This window comes from Pseudomonas sp. JL23, assembly GCF_056933585.1.
Genome location: NZ_CM167795.1, coordinates 681,840 through 701,422 on the forward strand (window position 1 = coordinate 681,840; position 19,583 = coordinate 701,422).

The window sequence follows — 19,583 nt, forward strand, 5'->3', positions numbered from 1 at the left end:
CGTTCGGCAAAAAAATAATAAAAGGAAGTCCTATTGAAAGGCGTGGCTGCGGCGTTGGCTGTCATTACGTTATTACTGTCTGGCGGATGCGAAGCACGGGGCACGTCTGCAGCGCCTTCTCCCGCCCAGACTCAGCAGGCGGACAGGGATCGGGTCAGATTCGACCTGTTCACTCCTGAAGCGCCATTGGCCAGCGGCTGGCGTGTCTCGGTACAGGCTACCTACAACCCAGTCAACCTGACCGATCCCGGCACCACCATCACCACGACCAGCCGACATAATTGCAGGCCCGGTAGCAATGTGGTGTTCGTGCCAGTACCGAGTTTCAGAAAATGCGAAAGCATGGTCATTCGATCTGAATCGATGCAGTTGCCTGCCAGCCAGGTCAGCCTTGCCGGTGAGCGCAGTATCGACGTGGACTTTGCGCCCCTGCTCAAGGTGCGCGGCGCTGAGTATCGGATCGCTTCGCTGAACCTGAGTCTGCTGCCCTGTGCGCAGTGCAAGCCGATCACCCAGGACGTCACCACCGACTGCTATACCGACGAACGCCAACCGGAAATGCTCACCCGGCAATTCCTGCTCAACTACCGCAAGGGCGTCAGCAGCAATCCCAAGGCTGTGCAGTGTGGGCTGGACAAAGGGGACTGGCCCGCTTGGACAACCCGGCAAAGCGTGAAAGAGCGCATTCGCGGTCACTTCGGTGAGAAAAACTCGATGATCAGCAGTGAGCTGCTCGACAGCTATGGGCTGATTCCCACGCCCGACAAAGGCTGGGTCTACAACCCTACTGCGAACCTGAAAGATTTCTCCTACTTGTGCTTGCGACCTGCTGCCACGACCTATCGGGCTCGCCTGGAAAAATCCACGCAATGGCCCTACGACCCCAATGTCGAGGTCAGCATCACCCTGGATGACCACGGCGGCATCTGTCTGTACGACTTGCGCGGCACCGATACCGGGAAATACACCTCGGATGTGCGGATCGTTTACGTGTTCATCGACGGTCATCTGCGTCAGGTAGTGACCGACGAGCCGAAGGATCTGCGGCGTACCTGGCGCTGGGTGGACGATCAGCCCATGGAGTACATCCAGCGCGAAAACCACACATCGGTGGCTGGTTCGGACGATGTTCTCTACTGGCACAAAATCGCTGCCCAGTATTGGCCCAAGCAGATGGACTACAAGCCGGACTTCAAGGCTTTTGCCCAACAACAGGCGTTTGCCCAGGCGCTGATCCAGCGCTATCCACCGCAACTGCATGACACCGCGCAAACCTCCGTCAAACCCTGACCGTTGGAGCGAGGCTCGCCCGCGAAGGCAATGCTCCAGGCTCAGGGAATGTGTCTGGTGTACAGACCTCTTCGCGGGCAAGCCTCACTCCAACGGTTCGAATTAATTTTCTACCGGTGTAACCAATACCCGTGCCCGAGCGAATTAACCCTCGTCAGCCTGACGTGAATTCTTGAGCACTCCCCCCATGATTGATAAATCGCAGCGCTTGTTCAGCTTCGTTGCTGGCGAACAGGGTTCCTGGTCGATCCAGAGCAATACCGCCGTGGTGGGGGAGTCTTTACCGGATGCTGCGCGTCTGGCCGTCATCGGCTATACCGAGAGCCTGCCGGAATCGGCCTCGCAGTGGTCTCTGCAAGGCGTCACCAGTAACGAGCGCTACGTCAACCGCGATGAAAAAACCGCCCTGGTTGCCCGTCAGGCAGAGCTGGGCCGCCCTGCCGCGGATTGCGGAGCATTTATTGCCCTGCGCAAGAACCCGCAATGGTGGGGGCTGACCCAGGACGAGCGGCGCAGTATTGTCGAGGAGCAGTCACGGCACATCGCCGTGGGCATGAACTACCTGCCGGGCATTGCCCGGCGCCTGTTTCATTGCCGTGATCTGCCCAGTGCCCAGCCTTTCGATTTTCTTACCTGGTTTGAATTCAACGCCGCTGATGCCGGGGCTTTCGACGAGTTGCTGGGGTTGTTGCGCGGCACATTGGAGTGGCAGTTCGTCGAGCGCGAAGTGGATATGCGCCTGATCCGGGGGCGCTGCGCATGAACACCTCCGTCAGAGGCAAACTGATCGCCGGCTTTGGCGCCGTGCTGTTATTGACCGCGCTGCTGACCTGCATCGCGCTGTACAGCGTCAAGCAACTCACTACCCGTAGCGAGGCGTTGGTCGACAGCATCTCCCTGGACAGTCAGATCGCTGCCGTGCGCCTGCAGGAAAACGAGTTCGACCGCACCGGCCAGAGCCAGGCCGTCGACGCGTACAACCGGGAAATCGGCAAGCTCGACACCCTCGTCGACAAGGTCCGTATCAGTGCCGGTGAAGACGGTCGTGGCGCCGTCGAGCGCATTCGCACCGTGCGCAAGACCTATGAACAGACCTTCAGTGATTTCGTGATAGCGCGTAATCAGGCCAGGCGCGCGCAGAGTGAAATGAACCCGGTGATCGAAGATATTGCCAGCAAGCTGAACAAGGTCCTCAACAGCCTGTTCGAGACCCTGGGCAGCAACCCTGCCAGTGGCATCGCGCCGCTGCAGACGGCGGTGGAGCTGCAAGGGCTGATGAGCGCCCTGCGCGATGAAGTACGCAACTACATTGCCAACCCTACCGATCAGGCTCATCAGCATGTGGCGGCCAGCGTTGATCACATCCGCCAGCGCGGCAACGACCTGTGGGAGCTGCTGCCCAGCGATGATCTTCAGCAGCAACTGGTCGATGCCCTGCAGGCCGTGCTGACGTATCAGGACCGGGTTGCCGAGTTTCGCGACAACCTGCTCAAGAGCCAGAAGGCCAAGCAGTTGATGCTCGATCAGGCCAACGAACTGCAGACCTTGAGTGCGTCCATTTATCAGCAGCATGTTGAAGGCCGCAGCCACGATGTGCGCATGGCTCAGGGCGAATTGTCCGTGGCTGCCGTGCTGGCCTTGCTGTTGGGGCTGGGTGCGTCCTGGCTGATTACCCGGCAGATTGTGCCGCCGCTCAACCGTGCCCTGACCGTGGCCCGGCAGATTGCCGCCGGCGATATCACCGGCAAGCTTGAAAGCCATACCAAGGACGAAATCGGCCAGATGATGGGCGCCATGCAGGAAATGGCCGAGCATCTGCGCCAGCTCATCAGCCGCATCGGTGGCGGCGCCCAGCGCCTGACCTCGGCGGCTGCGGCGCTGTCGGTGGTGACCTCCCAGAGCAATGCCGGGGCCACTCTGCAACGCGAGCAGACCGCGCACGTCACCCATGCGGTCGCCGATATGGTCGCCAGTGCCCAGCATGTCGCGGAAAACGCCCGGGACACCACCCACGCCACGCACGTTACCGAACAGCAAACCATCGAAGGCAATCGCATCATTGCCCAGGCGCTTGAGCATTTCGACCTGTTGGTGGCCAACGTCGCCCAATGCGGGCAGGCCATGACCCGCCTGCGCCACGACAGCGAGCGCATTGACGGCGTGCTGGGCGTGATTCGTGCCGTCGCCGAACAGACCAACCTGCTGGCGCTCAATGCTGCCATCGAAGCGGCACGGGCGGGGGAGAGCGGTCGCGGCTTTGCTGTGGTGGCCGACGAAGTGCGCGGGCTGGCCCAGCGCACGCAACAGTCCACTCAGGAAATCGAAGGCTTGATTTTGTCCTTGCAGGAAGGTGCCAAGGATGCCACGGCACTGATGCAACAGAGCGAGGAGATGAGCAATTCCAGCGTCGAACTGGCCCGTGCGGCCGGGCAGGTGCTGAGCGAAATTCGTGATTCGGTGGCGTCCATCCACAGCATGAACATGAGTATTGCCACGGCGGCCGATCAGCAGACCAGCGTGTCGCGGCAGATCAGCAGCAGCCTGGTGCGAGTGCGGGACATCGCCGACGAATCTGCTGACAACAGCCTGAAAACCACCGAAGCCAGTGACGAACTGTCACGCCTGAGCGGCGAGCTGACGACGCTGGTGGAGCGGTTCAAGGTGTCCTGATACCCGAGGGCCTGATACTGATTTGTGGGACCGGCTTCAGCCGGGAAAGCGCAAGGACAGACGATAGATATGTATCGGTTGTACCGGCCTCTTCCCGGCTGAAGCCGGTCCCACAGAGCCCAATCACGGTCACGTAGACGCCGTCAGCCTGTCCAATCCCTCGCGCAATCGCGGCAAGGCAAAATCAATGAACCGGCGCATCTTCAGCGGCATGAACCCTCGCGACGCATGCACCAGGCTGATCGGCATCGGCTCCGGTTCGAACGTGCGCAGGATGATCCGCAGGCTACCGTTTTCCACCGCATCCGCCACCTGATAGTGCAGCAGGCGGGTCACGCCGACGCCGCGCACGGCCGCTTGCATCGCTGCTTCGGCGGTGGAGACCAGCAAGCGTGGGCGGATCGGCACTTCTATGTCGTGCGCCCCGCCTGGTAGCGGGAAGCGCCAGTTCATTGCCGGCAGCGGCGTATCGACCTTGACGCAGGGCAACCCCTCCAGCGCCTGCGGGGTCTGGGGTTCGTCATACTTGCCCAGCAATGCCGGGCTTGCGCACATCACCGAGCGCATCACGCCGATACGCGTAGCGACCATGCTGCTGTCGGGCAGCCTGCCGATGCGCACGGCCATGTCGACGTGATCGTCGACCAGATGAATGTTGTGGTCGGCCAGCACCAGACGCACGTTGATTTCAGGAAACTGCTCGAGGAAATCCGTCACCACCGGCAACACATGCAGCCGCCCGAACAGGACCGGCGCGGTGAGCACCAGCTCGCCCTTGGGCTCCTTGAACTCCCCGGCCGCTTCCCGTTCGGCGTCTTCAACCTGTTCCAGAATGCGTCGTGCTGCGGCGACGTAGGCGACACCTGCGTCAGTGAGAGTCAGTTTGCGTGTAGTCCTGATCAGCAAACGAGTACCGATCAATGCTTCAAGGTCCGAGAGCTTGCGGCTGAGCGTGGGCAGCGGAACATGCAGGGCACGGCTGACCGCCGACAGGCTGCCTTTCTCCGTCACCATGACCAGCAGTGACATGGCCTCGAAGCGATCCATTGAACTCTTCCATTTATTGGCAGGATGGTTCTCGATATTAGTGAATTATCTTTATATGTGAAAGGCGGCACTATTTCGGTCAAGGAGCTGATGACAGCTCGAAACCCTTGAAAGGAAATAGACCATGTCCATTAACACGTTGTTGGCAGCGTCGGTACTGGCGACTGCATTGATCGGCTCCAACGCCCAGGCGGCACCCTCGCAGCCGGTGGTCAGCCATCACACCGTAGACGTGCAGGGCGTGAAGATTTTCTACCGCGAAGCCGGTGATCCCAAGGCGCCGACCGTCCTGTTGCTGCACGGTTTTCCGACGTCGTCGTTCATGTACCGCGAGCTGATTCCAAAACTGGCCGACCGTTATCATGTGGTCGCCCCGGACATGCCCGGCTTCGGTTTCTCTGACAGCCCGGATCGCGGGAAATACGCCTACACCTTCGACAACCTGGCAAAAACCATGGACGGCTTCACCGAAGCCCTGGCGCTCAAGCGCTATGCGATTGAAGTCTTCGACTATGGCGCCCCGGTCGGCTGGCGCCTGGCAGTGGCGCATCCGGAGCGCATCGCGGCGATCATCAGCCAGAACGGTAATGCCTACGAGGAAGGTCTGAGCGAAGGCTGGAACCCGATTCAGCGTTACTGGAAAGACCCGACCGCCGAGAACCGTAATGCCCTGCGCGAGATGCTCAAGCCCGAGTCGATCAAGTGGCAATACACCCACGGCGTGAGCAACCCCGACAGCGTAGCGCCAGAGGCCTACACACTGGACGCGGCCTTCGTTGCTCGCCCGGGCAACGACGAAATCCAGCTCGATCTGTTCGGTGACTACGCCAATAACGTCAAGCGTTACCCGGAATTCCAGGCCTACTTCCGCAAGTATCAGCCGCCGCTGCTGGCGGTCTGGGGCAAGAACGATCCGTTCTTCCTGCCTGCCGGTGCCGAGGCGTTCAAGCGTGACGATGCCAAGGCAGAAGTGCACTTCTACAACACCGGCCATTTCGCTCTGGAAACCGATGTCGAGGCGATTGGCAACGAGATTCATCGGTTCCTGGATCGTACTGTCGACAAGGCGCACTGATAGCCCCTAAGGCACGGGGGGATTGTGGGACCGGCTTTAGCCGGGAAAGCGATGTAGCAGGCGATAGAGATGCCGATTCTGCTTACGTCTTCCCGGCTAAAGCCGGTCCCACGTGGACTATTTATTCCTCGTGACAGGGCGCTGTCAGAGGCGTGTGTCAGCTCCCCCAAAATTGCACCACAAAGGCTTTATATCCCCGGTTTGACGAAGCGCAACGTCAACCGATCCGACTCGCCGATCGCCACATATTTGGCCCGGTCCTGATCCCCCAGTTTCAACGACGGCGGCAAGGTCCAGACACCGCCCGGGTAGTCCTTGGTGTCCTTGGGGTTGGCGTTGATTTCGCTCTGGTCCTCAAGCTTGAAACCTGCATCGGTGGCCAGTTTGACCACGTAGTCGGTGGGCAGGTAGCCGCTTTGCTTGATGCTCTCAAGATCGGCGCCGTCCTTGGCACGGTGGTCGACCACGCCGAGTACGCCGCCCGGTTTCAGCACTTTGAAAAACGCCGCGAACATCTGCGGCGCGTCATCAGCCATCACCCAGTTATGTACGTTGCGCAAGGTCAGCACGCGGTCAGCGGAGCCCGGCTTGCCGAACGCTGGCGCCTTGGGGTCGAACTCGACAAAACCGGCCTTGGCATAGTGGGTTGGATCGGCCTTGAACTTCTGCTTCAGGCCATCGGCGGATTTCTTGTAGTAATCACCCGAGGCCGGCGCTTGCAGGGCGGCGATGTAATGGCCATGGTCCTTGAGCAGCGGCGCAAGAATTTCGCTGTACCAACCGCCGCCGGGGGTGATTTCGATCACCGTCTGGTTATGCTGCAGGCCGAAGAATTTCAGGGTCTGCTCAGGGTGGCGATAGCCATCGCGCACGCTGTTTTCCGGTGCGCGCCATGGCCCGGCCAGCACGCTGGCATATTGCTCGTCGGTGATTTTTGCTGCGGCCGGGGCGGCCTGACTGAGGCTTGGTGCGAGGAGGGTGGCGAAGGTCAACGCCGCGAGCTTTCGGTTCATGATCGTCCTGGCAAAAGTGCATGTGCGGCCGACGTTAGCACGGGGCTTCAGGGTGGGGATCACACATTTTCTACGGTTGTCCAAACCAAATGTTCTATAGCGTGATTGATATTTGTGGGAGCGTGCGGGCGGCGTTCCGACTTGCCCGCGAAGAGGCCGGTACAGGCAATACTTTTTTCGTGTCTGACGAATCGCTTTCGCGGGCACGCCCGGCTCCCACACAATAGAATTTGGCGAAATGACATCTTCATCAGCAGGGCAAGGTATGACCCTCAGTTTCATCAAGATGCACGCCCACGGCGATGACTTCATGGTGGTCGACCGGCGCGGCCAGGCTGACCCGATCACCCCTGAAATAGCCAGACGCCTGGGCGATCGCCATTGCGGCATCGGTTTCAATCAGTTGGCGGTCGTCCTCGATTGCGCGGATGCAGCCGCGCGGCTGGTGTTCTGGAACCCCAACGGCACGCAGCTCAATGCCTGCGGCAGTGCCACCCGTGGCGTGGCTGATCTGTTGATGACTGAGGCCGGTACTTCCTCGGTCGTACTGCGAACCCACCGCGGCCTGCTGACCTGCCACCGCGAAGCCGATCAACGCATCTCGGTGGACATGGGCAAGCCGCTGCTCGACTGGCAGGACATCCCCCTGGGCGAAGCCGCCGACACCCTGCTGCTGCCACTGCCCGCGACCCCAGCGGCGTGCAACATGGGCAATCCGCACTGCACCTATTTCATCGACGACCTGACCACCCTCGATATCGCGCTGATGGGCGCGCAGATCGAGACTCATCCGTTGTTTCCGGAAAAAACCAACGTGCATTTCGTCCAGATCATCGACCGTGGTCATATCCGCCTGCGCATCTGGGAGCGCGGTGGCGGCATTCCCATGGGCTCCGGTTCATGCTGCTGCGGCGCAGTGGTCAACGGCATTCGTCGCGGGCTGCTGGATAACACGGTGGAAGTGGAGTGTGACGGCGGCACCCTGAAGGTGAGCTGGGACGGCAGTGGCGGGGTGATCCTCACCGGTTCGGTGGAGCCGATACAGTCCGGCGTCCTGGCCGAGCATTTTTTGCGCGCCTGAAAGCGGAACCAGTCGTGATTCCTGCCAATCGGTACGCTCATTGCGGCGGGCCGGGGAACTCAGGAGGACCTGGCCGGACCAAGCAGTGTCTGCCACCCGGCTGTGCCGCAAGAGTTCATGACCATGCAAACCAACAAGACAAGGACCGTTCTGCTGTCGACTCTGGTCGTCGGCCTGTTGCTGGCAGGGGGGCTGACCTACGCCTTCATGGTCGGTCGCTCGGAAGATGGGTTGATCAGTGGCGAAGAGTTCGCTCCCGATCAGCTCAATGAGGGCGGTCTGGACGATATCGCCACCCTGTCGTTGCCCGACGCGCAGAAGCGCCTGAACTTTCTGATCGCCGATACCCGCGACTCCCTCAATGCGCTCAACCGGCTGAGCAGCCTGACCCTCAAGATCACCCCGGTAAAAGCGACGCCTGTTGATCAAGTGGCGGTCGTGCCAGCCTATGACGAACTCATCAAACCCTTCACCGGCAAGGATGTCGAAGCGGCTCTGGCTGCACTTGCTCCAGGCGCGGTGGATTTTCGTCAGGTGATCGATGTGCCGGGCTCGGTGGCCAAATGGAACACTCAGGCGCTGGATGCCATCTGGAAACAGGCAGCGGCCGCCAGTAATGAATCGGTGGAGCGCTACCGCTTCAAGCGTATTTATTTCCGCGACGGCTCTGAACAGGACTATTCGGTGGTAGAGGCCCGAGTGCAGGCCGATGATGAGGAAACCGGTTATTACAGCAGCGACGCCAAACTGAATACGGCCAAGCCCATCGATAAAGTCAGCGTGGAAGTCAGCTATAAAAGCTACCCCGGTTATCACAAGGTCGTGCTGGATAAAGATCACCCGCAAGTTACGGTGGGCAGCGAGCGCTACCGCCTGACGTCGCTGCAGGATAACGCCGCCGCGCTGATGATCTCCACGCCCAGGGCCGACAGTTTTGTCGTGCAGGGGCTGGATGAGTCAGGCAAGCGCTTGCGCAGCAGCAGTTCCAACTCCAGCACCCTGCCTTCTGACGAAGAAATGGCCAGCCTGCGCAAGTTGTATGACGCACTGCTCAAAGTAAAAGCCAGCTTCGGCCAGTATCGCGACAGCCAGAGCCTGCAGGATGAACTGCAGAAACTTGCGGTCAGCCTTCAGCCCGCTGCAGGCAGCCTGAAGAATATTCAGGCCCAATACCGGTATGACGACACACCCGCCAGGGTCGAGATAGTGGTCTACGACCCGGTACAAGTCAGCAAGACCGAGCTGATGCTGCCCAATCGCTTGCCGGTTCAGGACATTTATATCGCTCACGATCAGAAATCCGATCTGGTCGGCTTCGTCGATGCCACCGGCGCCTGGAAAATAAAGCCCACTTTTATCGGCATCGACTACCTGGATGTTGCCGGGGTTTACCGGGTGGTGACCGGTAAACGGTCGGTCGGCGATGACGTGTCTGAAGTGCTGGTCAAGTACTACTACCTGCAACCCGGCACCCTCAACTTCAAGGCCTTGCCTTTTGCAGGTATCGAAGAACAGATCAACGATGACTTGATGCTGGTGCAGCGCAACGACAACGGCCCTTTCGGCATCTACAGCATGAAGAAACAGGCCTTCAGCGTGCCGATGAAGTTCGTCAACCCGCAGGTGCAAGGCAATGTCCTGGTGGGCAGGCTGGGCGACAAAACGTATGAGTCCAAGCCGACTTACGGCGCCTATACCCTCGACGGCAAGGAACTCCTGCCACCGCGCTTTGGTGGCGTGCGCCAGTACGAAGGCTTCCTGTACACCACCTCAGCCGATGACAAACGCCATGACCTTTACGACCTGAGCGGCAATAAACTCAACCCGGCCGGTTTCGATGTGCTGGGCGACTTCGCGGCCGGGCAGCCGCTGCTGATACAAAACAGCAAAAGCCGAACCTTTGCCTTTATCGACCAACAAGGCAAGACCCTGCCTTTCAAGTTGCCCTATGACGAGGTGCAGCCGTTCTCCAATGGCATGGCAGTGGTGCGCAAGGGTGAGCGCTATGGCGCTATCGATATGCAGGGTGCGCTGACCGTTCCGTTGAACTACCTGTCGATCCGTCCGTTTCAGGCGCGGCTGGCGGCTGCTGTACCCGAGGAAGGCTTCGATGGCCTGGTCTTGATCGACAAGCACAACCAACTCGTCAAAAAACTCGGCGGGTACAACACCTACAGCGTGTCGGCCAACAACAACGACGCGCAATACAGCATCTACGACCCGGAGAAAGAGGGGCGGATATTGGTGTATGACGCTGACGGCCAGCAGATCAACAGCTACGAGATCGAAACCGATTCGAGCAGCGAGGGTGATAGCGACGAAGCCGAGCAGGCTACCGATGCGGTTCGGGCCGAATAAGGCGCAGGGCTGATATCGCAGGTCATACGTTGGAGCGAGGCTTTGGTTGATCGATGAACCGGTCCTGCATATACAATTTTTTAATCTAAACACACGTGCAGTTTCACTTGCCTTTCACCTTCTGATGCTGTTCGAGCTAGTTTCGATTGATCGAAACTAGCCACTCATATTTTTTTGGATCCAAAACTAAAGTCCTTCGATAAATAGCCGATAGCCATTATCTAATAAACACAACTAACGCCCCTTAGGGATTTGACTTAGGGCTTTTATTGGAGAAGGACGTGAAGTTATCCCATCGATTATTCATCCTGGTACTGACGGCCATTCTCGGCCTCGCGATCATCGGCGGCCTGGCCTTGAACACCCTGCACTCCACCATGCAGGACGACAAGCGCAATGAAATCCATACGGTTCTCAGCCTCGCTGCGCAGCAGGTCGGTTATTTCCAGGGCCTGGAAAAAAGCGGCAAGCTTAGCCGCGCCGAAGCACAGGCTAAAGCGGTCGAAGCGCTCACCAATATGCGCAACGGCTCCAACGCCTATGTCTGGGCACGGGGCATTGACGGCATGGGGCTGGTTCATGCCATCGCTGACAAGGTCGGCAAGATCGATATGGGCAAGGCGGCCAACGGCAAAACCAGCATCCAGAACTACATCGATAATCTGACCACGGCCAAGTTCTATTACTACGATGACTTCACCAAGAACCCCGATACCGGAGAAATGGCACCGAAAATAAATGGTGTCACACAGATACAAGACTGGAACTGGTTTGTCGGCTTCGGCGTGTTTGTTTCCGATATTGAGAAAGCTTACTGGCGGCTGGCATTTAACTTCATCATTATCGGCCTGGTAGTGATAGTTGCTGTAGTGATCGTCGCCTGGCGTATTTCCCGGAGCATCTACAGCAGCCTGGGTGGAGAGCCGTCTTATGCCGCCAGCGTGGTCGGCAGCATCACCAATGGCGACCTGAGCCAGACGATTGTCCACAGCTCAGGCAAACTCAGCCTGCTTACCAGCGTGGCGCAGATGCAGAAAAACCTACGGGAAATGATCCACTCCATCCAGCAGGGCGCCGTCGAACTGGGCCACGCCGCAGTGGGACTGTCCGGGCAGATGCATCAACTGGACTCGGCTTCCCAGCAAACTTCCGACGCCACCACGGCCACGGCGGCCGCCATCGAAGAAATGTCCGTAACCATTGAGCACATTTCCTACAGTGCCGGGGAAACCGAAAAGAACTCCGCCAGCTCCACCCAACTGGCCGCCGACGGCGAGCAACTGGTCAACGATGCCGCCAAGGCCATTCAGGATGTGTCGGTCAGAGTCGAGGAGGCCTCGGGCATGATCGAGGGCCTGGTCAAACGCACCCATGAGATCGACAGCATTGCCAGCGTCATCAAGAACATCGCCAGCCAGACCAACCTGCTGGCCCTCAACGCTGCCATCGAAGCGGCCCGTGCGGGAGAGCAAGGCCGCGGTTTTGCCGTGGTCGCCGACGAAGTACGTAACCTGGCCCAGCGCACCTCACTGGCCACGGAGGAAATCACCAGCATGATCACCTCCATCCAGAATGACACCGGCTCCGTGGTCATCAGTATGAGCGCCGTCACCCCGCAGGTGCTGCAAGGCGTGCAGATGGCTGAAAAAGCCGCCACCGCCCTGCGTGACATCAACCGCGAAGCGTCGGCCACGCTTGTGCAGGTCCGTGAGGTCGCTACCTCAACCACCGAACAAAGCCTGGCCAGTGCCAGCGTCGCGGAAAATATCGAGCGTATTTCCAATATGGTCGAAGCGACTGCGGAATCGGTAGGGCAGGCCAATAGCAATGTGCAGTCGCTGGAGCGGCTGGCGCAGGAGTTGAAGACGTCGGTTTCGCGATTTGTGTTGTAGGTTGCGGGAGGGAGGGCGAGTTAAATCACCTCCCTTGTTTATGCCAATACCTGTCCCGATACAGGTCCGATCATCTCGTTTACTGATATAGAAAAAGATCTTCGGACGAGTCTACCTCGCCCCATTCTCCGGCATAGGGTAGGGCGTGGATCGGGATCTGCTGCGCATCAATGACCTGTTGCAGGGTATTTGTCATATGCACTTTGTCACGCTGTTGCGGGGGCAGGCCTGCGCGTAGCCGAACTATTTCTGCCCAGCTTTCGGGCGTAAAACGCAACAGCCCCATGTATTGGCCCTGAATATCGTTCACCGATTTTGCTGTGCTGCCGATTTCGGCCAGGGTGTTGTCGGGTGTCAGTCGGAAAGTTTCGGCATCCAGCAAGGGATCGCCAAAACGCCGTGTCCACAGCTCCAGCCAGTTCGGGTCATAGGTAACGGCCAGAGACGCGTCGCATGTCATCAACGACAGCACCGCTGATGGGCTATAGAAAATATCGGAATAGCTCACGATGCACGGCTCGGCCTGTAGCCAGCTGTCGGCACACGCCAATGACGACACCATATTGGTTTCAGCCCAGCGTGAGTTATGGAATTCGGTTAATCCTTGGTCTGCCAATAATTCGCGCTTGTAGCCCGTCACGATGGCTATCTCGGAAATACCTGCACCGCGCAGTGCCGTAAGTTGCCACGCCAACAGGCTCTTTCCGCGCAACTCGACCAGGCATTTGGGGCGTTCATCTGTGAGGCTTTTCATGCGGCTGCCACGTCCGGCAGCCAGGATAATGGCTTTCACGATAGTTTTACCTTATGAAGTTTCGAAGGAGAATCAGCGTCGGCGAGGTGGCTTCCAGTTGCTGGCGCTTCAGTCCGTTCGAGCCGTTTTTACTCACCGAACAATTGCCTGAGTCGAAGACAGTCGTGTGATGCAAAAACGTCCTCTCGTTCCGGATGCCACATCCAGCCCTCCCAAGGCAGGCTAAGGTGTCGGATGGCTTCTATTTCTCCCTCTTCACTGCGCGCCAGGACCTCGAATTCCTGTGGGCAGCCGGCAAGAGAAAAACAGTGATAACTGTTCACCTCGGCAGCAATTTTTCCTGACAGTTTATGCCGGGTTCGAACATGACCTGTGACCGGTTTTAGCTCGCCACCGGACCAATGCGCCATCATCTGCATTCCCCGACAAATCCCCAGCACCGGCAGGCTGCGCGAGCGTGCATGTTCAAGCAATACGGCTTCGGTCAGGTCGCGTGTGGGGCACTGGCCGAGGTCATTCCCTCCCGAAAGCACGATAGCCTGTGGCGATACCTTGTTCAGCCACTCATGCAAAGCGTCGTGAGCAAGCCCGCCGTCCAGTGTTGGCAGGCCCAATCCGTTGGGTACCGGTACCGGCAAAAAGCCAGCGGTCAGAAGAAAAGTGATCAGGCGCTGGTCGAGCGCGTCACGACTTTCGCTGCGTTCAGCAAGCACGTCCATGCGCTGGCTCACGGCAACAACCTTCATGACAGTATCTCTACCCAGCGCCCGGGACAGTTCACATGTAAGCGCTGAGCCGCAGACCAGCGGCGATAGAGGACTTCTCCGGCACCAATGACCGCTGGCAGGCCCAATTCACCGGCACGAATGGCCATGTGTGAATTGGCGCCGCCCCAAGCGGTTATCAGCCCGGCAATCGGATAGGCGAACAGCCAGTCAAACCCCGGGTCCGCATTGGGAATGCAGACAATCGCCCCGGCGAGTCTTTCTTTGTCATCACTGCCCGCGACGGGGGCCGTCACCTGTTTCTGAGTGATGAAGTTGGGTGCGGTTTCCGGCCACTCGAAGGACCAGACATCCTCAGGCCGGGTAATCACCGGCGGAAGCGATAGCTTGAGCGTTTTATCGTATCGCGCCTTGCCCTGTTCAATACTGCTCAACAGCACGTCCTTGGGATCGACTGCCGCAACGTGCAGCTCCTTGAATGCACTGATGTCGCAATAGGCCATCTCTTCGCGGCTGATGCCGTGCTGCGCACCCACTTCGGCAATCAATGCCAGGGCGTCCGAGAGATTGCGGGTGAAGTGAAATTTGGCCAGTTCCCGCAGTTCGATGCCGGCCTGCATGAAGTCCAGCAAGCCGACTGGATCAGGCTGCAAGCCATGCTCCTCCAGTTGTTTCACGATCGCGCGCATCTGGGGAAGGGTGAGCGAAAATGGCTGTGCGGGCTCCGGGACGGCGGGACGTTGAGCCCAGTCGAAGTAGAGCTCCGGTGCTTCATCGTAGCGGGGGGAAAGGATGTCGTAGGTGCCTGGCCGCAAGTGTCCGTAGCGGGCGAGGAAAGTCGCCTTGTCCAGTGTCGCTCGATCGCGTGCCAACTGGCCACTGACGGTCGAGACGCTCCCCATGAAGCCATCGTAGTCAGCTTGCGAAAACACGCCTACGGTCACCAGAGACTTGAGCATCTGCACGGCGACGAAGCCGGCACGGGCCAGACCGGCGAATGGCAGGGTGCCGTAGCGCTTGGCATCCTCCAACAGCCAGTAAATGCGCTCCAAAGGGTCGGCATTGGATGCCAGCAGTTCTTCGCGTCGCGAACTCAGCATGTCGAGCTTATTGGCATCCGCACGCCATAAACCGTCCTTGGGATGAACGATGCGATTGGTCAGTTTTCGCAAACTGGTGCTTATCGCCTCCAGCTCATGCTCCAGGAAGCCCGCGTTGGCCAAACGCTCCAGCCGCTGTGACAAATCCAGCGTGTAACACGAAAAAACAATCTCGAACTCCACTTTGTCGTGCAGCGTGGGTTCAGCCAGGAGCCGATCGATGTAGTAATCCACCAAGCGTCCGGCCAGACCTTCATCGAGGTCGGCCGGAATGAACGAGTTGAACGACAGGCGCACATCAATGTACGGCAGCCCGAAAAAATGCGGCATCAGCGGGAAGCTGCGCAAGTTGCGGTAGCCATAATTGTGGCGCTGGTAAGCCCAGATCGAATCAGTGACCAAATCCCGGTACAGCGAGAGCGCCAGTGGTTTGGGGCGAATGCCGATAATCTCGGCCGGATTCCAGTCCGGCATCACTCCGTAGACGGTCCGTTGGCCCATCAGGAATGGGTGCGGCTGCATTCCCCTGGCGACCTTGCGCTGGATACTGTCCAGATGAGCGGCCTGCACTGTCTCGGATTGCGCAGGCGACGGCAGAATCAACGGCCGCGCCTGTAGCAGCCACAGCACTTCGCCTTCGTTCTCGCGTGTGACGGCGAATTCGCAGTCCACCGGCGCGCCATCGAACAACCCCAACAGCTCTTCGAGCAAGGCGATCATGGGGGCTATGTCGGGTGGGGTGGGTACTTTGCTGTGTGCGGCCTGTTGCCAAAGCCGCCCGCCCATGCCACCAGTGACAGACGCGGTGTCACTGCCTTCCGACCAATTCACTACCCGATAGGGCGCACAGGTATTAGGGTCGTGGGAAAAGGCGACGCCGGAGCGAACCACGTTTTTCAGCATCGGCTGAATCAGAACTTCGTCTGACTCGTGCGCCTGACCATAACTGGCGATGACCTGTTCAACCGCCGATACCAGGCCTGCATCATTGACGTGCGCAACAGAGAGAAAGGCCCCGGCGCAGGAAGCCTGCGCGCTGTCTTCGCGCAGGCAACTGGAGCGCACGATCCAGGGCCCCGCCCCCACTCGCTCCTGAAGATCACGAAGACAGGCTTGCGCACCTACTTTCCAGTCCTTCACCGTGAACGACAGCAGCGGGGCGATGCGAGCGGACATCAGCCGGCCCTGGAGGGTGACCAATGTTCCGGCCTTGGTGGAGAAATGCAGCGGCATCAGCATTATCTCAACTGTGCGACCCAAATATTGGTCGAGTACGGAATCTGGATCGAGGCTGTCTCAAGGCTCTTCAGATAGTGATCAATTGCGCCAATCACCTCGTGGAATGTCGAACCGGCCTGACGCTCCAGCGTTGCATGAGAGAGCCACGCTTCCAGACACTCTTCAATGCTTTGCTCGTGAATGATACGTGCATCGAGATGGACGATAGCGCCGAACAGTGCGCTGGCCTCCAATACTGCGGTCTGATCTTCACGACGCGTGCCATAGCCATAACTCGGCACCCGCTCTTTAATGATGGCTTCGATCCGGGCCTGTATAGGGTCCTCAAGATCGCGATGGTTCCACATACAGGAAAACCAGCCACGGGGCTTAAGGATGCGCGCCGTTTCCTTGAGTGCCATCTGGCGATCGCATACGTTAAAGGAGCTGCCGAAGGTGACCATATCGAAGGTGTTGGACGTCTGGCCTGTGACTTCACCGGTGCCTTCATGCCAACTGACATTGGCCAGGTCGCTGGTGCGCTTGATGCCGTTGGCTCGCATCGCATCATTGGGCTCTACGGCCACAACATCCAGACCACGGGCGGCGAGCATCATGGTCAGGTGGGCGACGCCAGCTCCGACATCGCAAAACTTGTCGCCTTTCTCTGCACCTGCTATCGAGAGCATTGCGTCAATCGCTGCGTCGGCATAGTCGGGCCGTTTGAGATAAGCGTCGGCCAGGGTTGTGTAATCCCATTCGGTTTTCATACCAACTTCCTTTCGTAAAAATGCTGTAGTAAATCATCACTCATTGCTTGTACGGAGCGGTCCGGGTCAAACGCTATCACCCAATCTGCCGCGTCCGGTTCATCGACTGATAAGTCGAGCCCCGCGACATTGTGCAACTCGCCCGCATCAAAGCGTCGGTATATGCCCTTGGGATCGCGACGGCGCAGTTCCTCCAACGGCACCTTCAAGTGAACTTCAAAATAACCAGGGAGATGGGTACGGTTCCAGGCATGAACCTCGCGGAACAGCGAAATGGTCGCGATCACCACGATGTGTCCCTGTGCCGCAATGATCTTGCACAGGCCAGCGTACTGCATGGCCAGTGCCAATCGCCCTTCTCGGCCATGGTTTTGCGCATTGGTGGCTGTTGCGCCGAAGACGCCGCGCAACTCATCCCCGTCGAGCATGACAACCGAATGACCATCGCTGCGAAGCCTGGCGACAAGCTCACGGGCCAATGTTGATTTACCCGCCCCCGACAGGCCGGTAATCCACATCACTTGCTCGGTAATGTCACCCTTCATATTGACCAGACTCACTTGCAGTTTGGAAGTGTCAACCCGCCACGATCCATGACAGTAACAGCACGTTCCAGCATTGAACACCATCGGACACGGGAACGCCTGAAACGCCCGCGATAGCAAGGCTATCGGCAGAATCCTCGGATGGGACAGGATTATTTTGGGCAGTTAAAAAGTCGGTTTGTGGCGGCGTTATTTTAACGGCGATCCATATTTTCATGGCTTTACGGCAATATTAAATCTTGCCCCCCTTCAAGAGGTGCGCCCTGACTGGTGAGTGGGTGTTCAGCAGAATGATGACCTAACTGGCTCGCGTTCTTTCTTGGCTGATTTTAGTGTTTCGAAAGCGGGTACAAGCGGGTTGTGTGCTTTTCCTTTGACCATTGACTCAATAAGGCTAATCGGATTCGGTCGTTTATCAGCTCGCCCGTCTCGGCTACCCCCTGTGGAAGCGAGGCTTGCCCGCGAAGAGGTCAGTACATCCAACGCACTTTCGGAATCTGAAAATATTGCCTTACAGGCACTAGAGACGATTCACGCTATAGCATGTGGCCCATCGCGCGGCAGAACAAAAAAGAGGAGGCCGCGCTGAATCATATGGCGCGGCTTTTTATTGAGTATGCCGAGTTGTCGTTTGGGCGGGCGTTGGTGGCGCGTCGCAGGCGATTGCGGTTGGATGGGGGGCGGAGCTAGAGGTTAAGGCAGTCTGTGAGACTGTCCGTTTTCGGGTGGTTTAACTGTCATGGTTGATCACCTGACACACCTTTACCGCTTCCGGACGACCCTCAGTCAGTGCCTTGATGCGCTCTGTTCTCAGGCAGGCGAGCAATGGGTCGTTGGCTTGCTTCCATAAGCCGTCCTGCTGGCAAAGCAATAAACGAGTGGTGAAGAGTGCGTTGGCGTTGCCGTCGTCTATTTCCAGCCAGTTGGAGTGGTGGGCGAACTCGTGAGCGTCATCGCAATTGTCACGAGTGACGGCCCCGGTAAATTCGAATGAGAGTACAGGTTCGGAGGGGGCGGGTGCTTGCTCCCGTTGTTCTTTGGGCGCCGGTGCGGGTGTCGGGAAAAATAGTACTGTCAGCACCGGCTTTGCCAGCGCCAGGCAGAGCATCAGTCCCAGCAAAGTGGCTGTAAATCGTGACCAATTACCAAAATAGCGTGCCTTGAGTCGCTCTTTGCGTCGTTTACCGGGCAGGATCGCCGAGTAAGTTTCACGCCAGGCTTGCAGCCTCGATGACGTTACCCGCAAGGCAAACCATTCAGGGAACTGTTCCAGCAGTTCTTCAAGAACGGGGACGTATCTAAACGCATCGGTGCTTGACGGTGTTGCGCTCAGATTTATGGCATTTAACGCTGCGCACTGCAGCGTGCAGGCTGCTTTGTCTTGCTCGCGCCATTGCACATCCTGATTGACCACTTGCCAGATCCACTGCGTTGCCGCTGTGCTGCCCATCGGTCGACTGTTGCGTTCGGTCCAATCGAAACGCTGCGCAACAGCATTGAACAATGCAACGCGACCTTCATGATCCTGATAGAGCCGATCGGCCAGCTGTGCTTCAAACCGCGACTGGCTGTCCAAATGCGTCATGCGCGGGTCGTCGAGTGCCTGTTCGAGAATCGTTGCCGCGGGTGAGCCCTCGTCGGCGAGAAACAAGGCGTCGATCCATTCCCTGGTCGCCAGCAAACTCTCGCGCACCTCGTCACGGGGCGGGGCAGGGGGGCGCTCCAATGGGTCTTCAACGCTGGGCGCGATCACCTCGTCTGCTGTCGGGCCTGCTGACTCAAGGATCTCTTGCAGGTCAAAAACCAGGCGTTCAGGATCAACCGTGAACGTCAGTGCATCCTGCTCGAATGGCTCCTCTTCGTCGTCCTCCCAGGTGTCTGCAAAATTCAGTGCCTGCTCGTACGCCCGCCGCAACGTCTGGAACGCTTCGCGCTCGTGCCCTTGATCGATTTTCTTGAGCGCAAGCGCATACGCCCTTTTGATGACTTTCTTGTCGGGAGTGGGGGCAATGCCCAGGTGCTGGAAGCACCAATGAGTGGTCATG

Annotated in this window: 15 protein-coding genes and 1 pseudogene; 8 read left to right on the plus strand and 8 right to left on the minus strand. The window is 58.5% G+C overall.

Going from position 1 to position 19,583, the window contains the following annotated elements; genetic code table 11:
- Positions 1-33: 33 nt before the first annotated feature.
- The 4 genes and pseudogenes from AC1Z24_RS03330 to AC1Z24_RS03345 all read left to right on the plus strand — a co-directional run bounded on the left by AC1Z24_RS03330 (position 34) and on the right by AC1Z24_RS03345 (position 3,960).
- Entirely contained in the window at positions 34-1,290 is a 1,257-nt protein-coding gene (locus AC1Z24_RS03330) for a hypothetical protein (RefSeq protein WP_483744519.1), read from the plus strand.
- Positions 1,291-1,477: 187 nt separating this feature from the next.
- Positions 1,478-2,053, plus strand: coding sequence for a hypothetical protein (locus AC1Z24_RS03335; RefSeq protein WP_483744520.1), 576 nt, complete (start codon positions 1,478-1,480; stop codon positions 2,051-2,053).
- Positions 2,050-3,054 (plus strand): annotated as a pseudogene (locus AC1Z24_RS03340) (methyl-accepting chemotaxis protein); the annotation flags it as partial. The gene AC1Z24_RS03335 and the pseudogene AC1Z24_RS03340, both read left to right, overlap by 4 nt.
- A 198-nt stretch (positions 3,055-3,252) precedes the next feature.
- Positions 3,253-3,960: a methyl-accepting chemotaxis protein gene (locus tag AC1Z24_RS03345; RefSeq protein WP_483746514.1), complete on the plus strand. Its 708-nt coding sequence runs from the start codon at positions 3,253-3,255 to the stop codon at positions 3,958-3,960.
- A 129-nt stretch (positions 3,961-4,089) separates the two neighbouring features.
- Here AC1Z24_RS03345 and AC1Z24_RS03350 read toward each other — a convergent pair whose 3' ends face one another.
- Positions 4,090-5,007 (minus strand): LysR family transcriptional regulator, encoded by a 918-nt coding sequence (locus AC1Z24_RS03350; RefSeq protein ID WP_483744521.1) that lies wholly within the window; start codon positions 5,005-5,007, stop codon positions 4,090-4,092.
- A 124-nt stretch (positions 5,008-5,131) separates the two neighbouring features.
- Between AC1Z24_RS03350 and AC1Z24_RS03355 the strand changes: the two genes are divergently transcribed.
- Positions 5,132-6,082 (plus strand): alpha/beta fold hydrolase, encoded by a 951-nt coding sequence (locus AC1Z24_RS03355; protein ID WP_483744522.1) that lies wholly within the window; start codon positions 5,132-5,134, stop codon positions 6,080-6,082.
- A 188-nt stretch (positions 6,083-6,270) separates the two neighbouring features.
- On the opposite strand, the gene AC1Z24_RS03360 is transcribed toward AC1Z24_RS03355, so the two are convergent.
- Positions 6,271-7,095: a class I SAM-dependent methyltransferase gene (locus AC1Z24_RS03360; protein ID WP_483744523.1), complete on the minus strand. Its 825-nt coding sequence runs from the start codon at positions 7,093-7,095 to the stop codon at positions 6,271-6,273.
- 265 nt (positions 7,096-7,360) lie between these two features.
- On the opposite strand from AC1Z24_RS03360, the gene dapF reads away from it, so the two are divergent.
- The 3 genes from dapF to AC1Z24_RS03375 all read left to right on the plus strand — a co-directional run bounded on the left by dapF (position 7,361) and on the right by AC1Z24_RS03375 (position 12,426).
- Complete coding sequence (gene dapF, locus AC1Z24_RS03365) at positions 7,361-8,176, plus strand: diaminopimelate epimerase (protein WP_483744524.1); 816 nt, start codon at positions 7,361-7,363, stop codon at positions 8,174-8,176.
- A gap of 123 nt (positions 8,177-8,299) precedes the next feature.
- Complete coding sequence (locus AC1Z24_RS03370) at positions 8,300-10,534, plus strand: WG repeat-containing protein (protein WP_483744525.1); 2,235 nt, start codon at positions 8,300-8,302, stop codon at positions 10,532-10,534.
- 281 nt (positions 10,535-10,815) lie between these two features.
- Complete coding sequence (locus tag AC1Z24_RS03375) at positions 10,816-12,426, plus strand: methyl-accepting chemotaxis protein (RefSeq protein ID WP_483744526.1); 1,611 nt, start codon at positions 10,816-10,818, stop codon at positions 12,424-12,426.
- 79 nt (positions 12,427-12,505) lie between these two features.
- Here the strand turns inward: AC1Z24_RS03375 and AC1Z24_RS03380 are convergent, their stop codons facing one another.
- The 6 genes from AC1Z24_RS03380 to AC1Z24_RS03405 all read right to left on the minus strand — a co-directional run bounded on the left by AC1Z24_RS03380 (position 12,506) and on the right by AC1Z24_RS03405 (position 19,582).
- Positions 12,506-13,219: a phosphocholine cytidylyltransferase family protein gene (locus AC1Z24_RS03380; RefSeq protein WP_483744527.1), complete on the minus strand. Its 714-nt coding sequence runs from the start codon at positions 13,217-13,219 to the stop codon at positions 12,506-12,508.
- A gap of 89 nt (positions 13,220-13,308) precedes the next feature.
- Positions 13,309-13,926 (minus strand): gamma-glutamyl-gamma-aminobutyrate hydrolase family protein, encoded by a 618-nt coding sequence (locus tag AC1Z24_RS03385; RefSeq protein WP_483744528.1) that lies wholly within the window; start codon positions 13,924-13,926, stop codon positions 13,309-13,311.
- The gene (locus tag AC1Z24_RS03390) at positions 13,923-16,238 is read right to left on the minus strand and encodes a PEP/pyruvate-binding domain-containing protein (protein ID WP_483746515.1); all 2,316 of its coding nucleotides are present in this window, start codon (positions 16,236-16,238) and stop codon (positions 13,923-13,925) included. The genes AC1Z24_RS03385 and AC1Z24_RS03390 overlap by 4 nt, the downstream gene beginning before the upstream one ends.
- A 5-nt stretch (positions 16,239-16,243) precedes the next feature.
- Positions 16,244-16,993: a class I SAM-dependent methyltransferase gene (locus AC1Z24_RS03395; protein ID WP_483744529.1), complete on the minus strand. Its 750-nt coding sequence runs from the start codon at positions 16,991-16,993 to the stop codon at positions 16,244-16,246.
- Positions 16,990-17,538 (minus strand): adenylyl-sulfate kinase, encoded by a 549-nt coding sequence (locus AC1Z24_RS03400; protein ID WP_483744530.1) that lies wholly within the window; start codon positions 17,536-17,538, stop codon positions 16,990-16,992. Before AC1Z24_RS03400 ends, AC1Z24_RS03395 begins: the two co-directional genes overlap by 4 nt.
- 730 nt (positions 17,539-18,268) lie before the next feature.
- Positions 18,269-19,582: a hypothetical protein gene (locus tag AC1Z24_RS03405; RefSeq protein WP_483744531.1), complete on the minus strand. Its 1,314-nt coding sequence runs from the start codon at positions 19,580-19,582 to the stop codon at positions 18,269-18,271.
- Position 19,583: the final 1 nt, after the last annotated feature.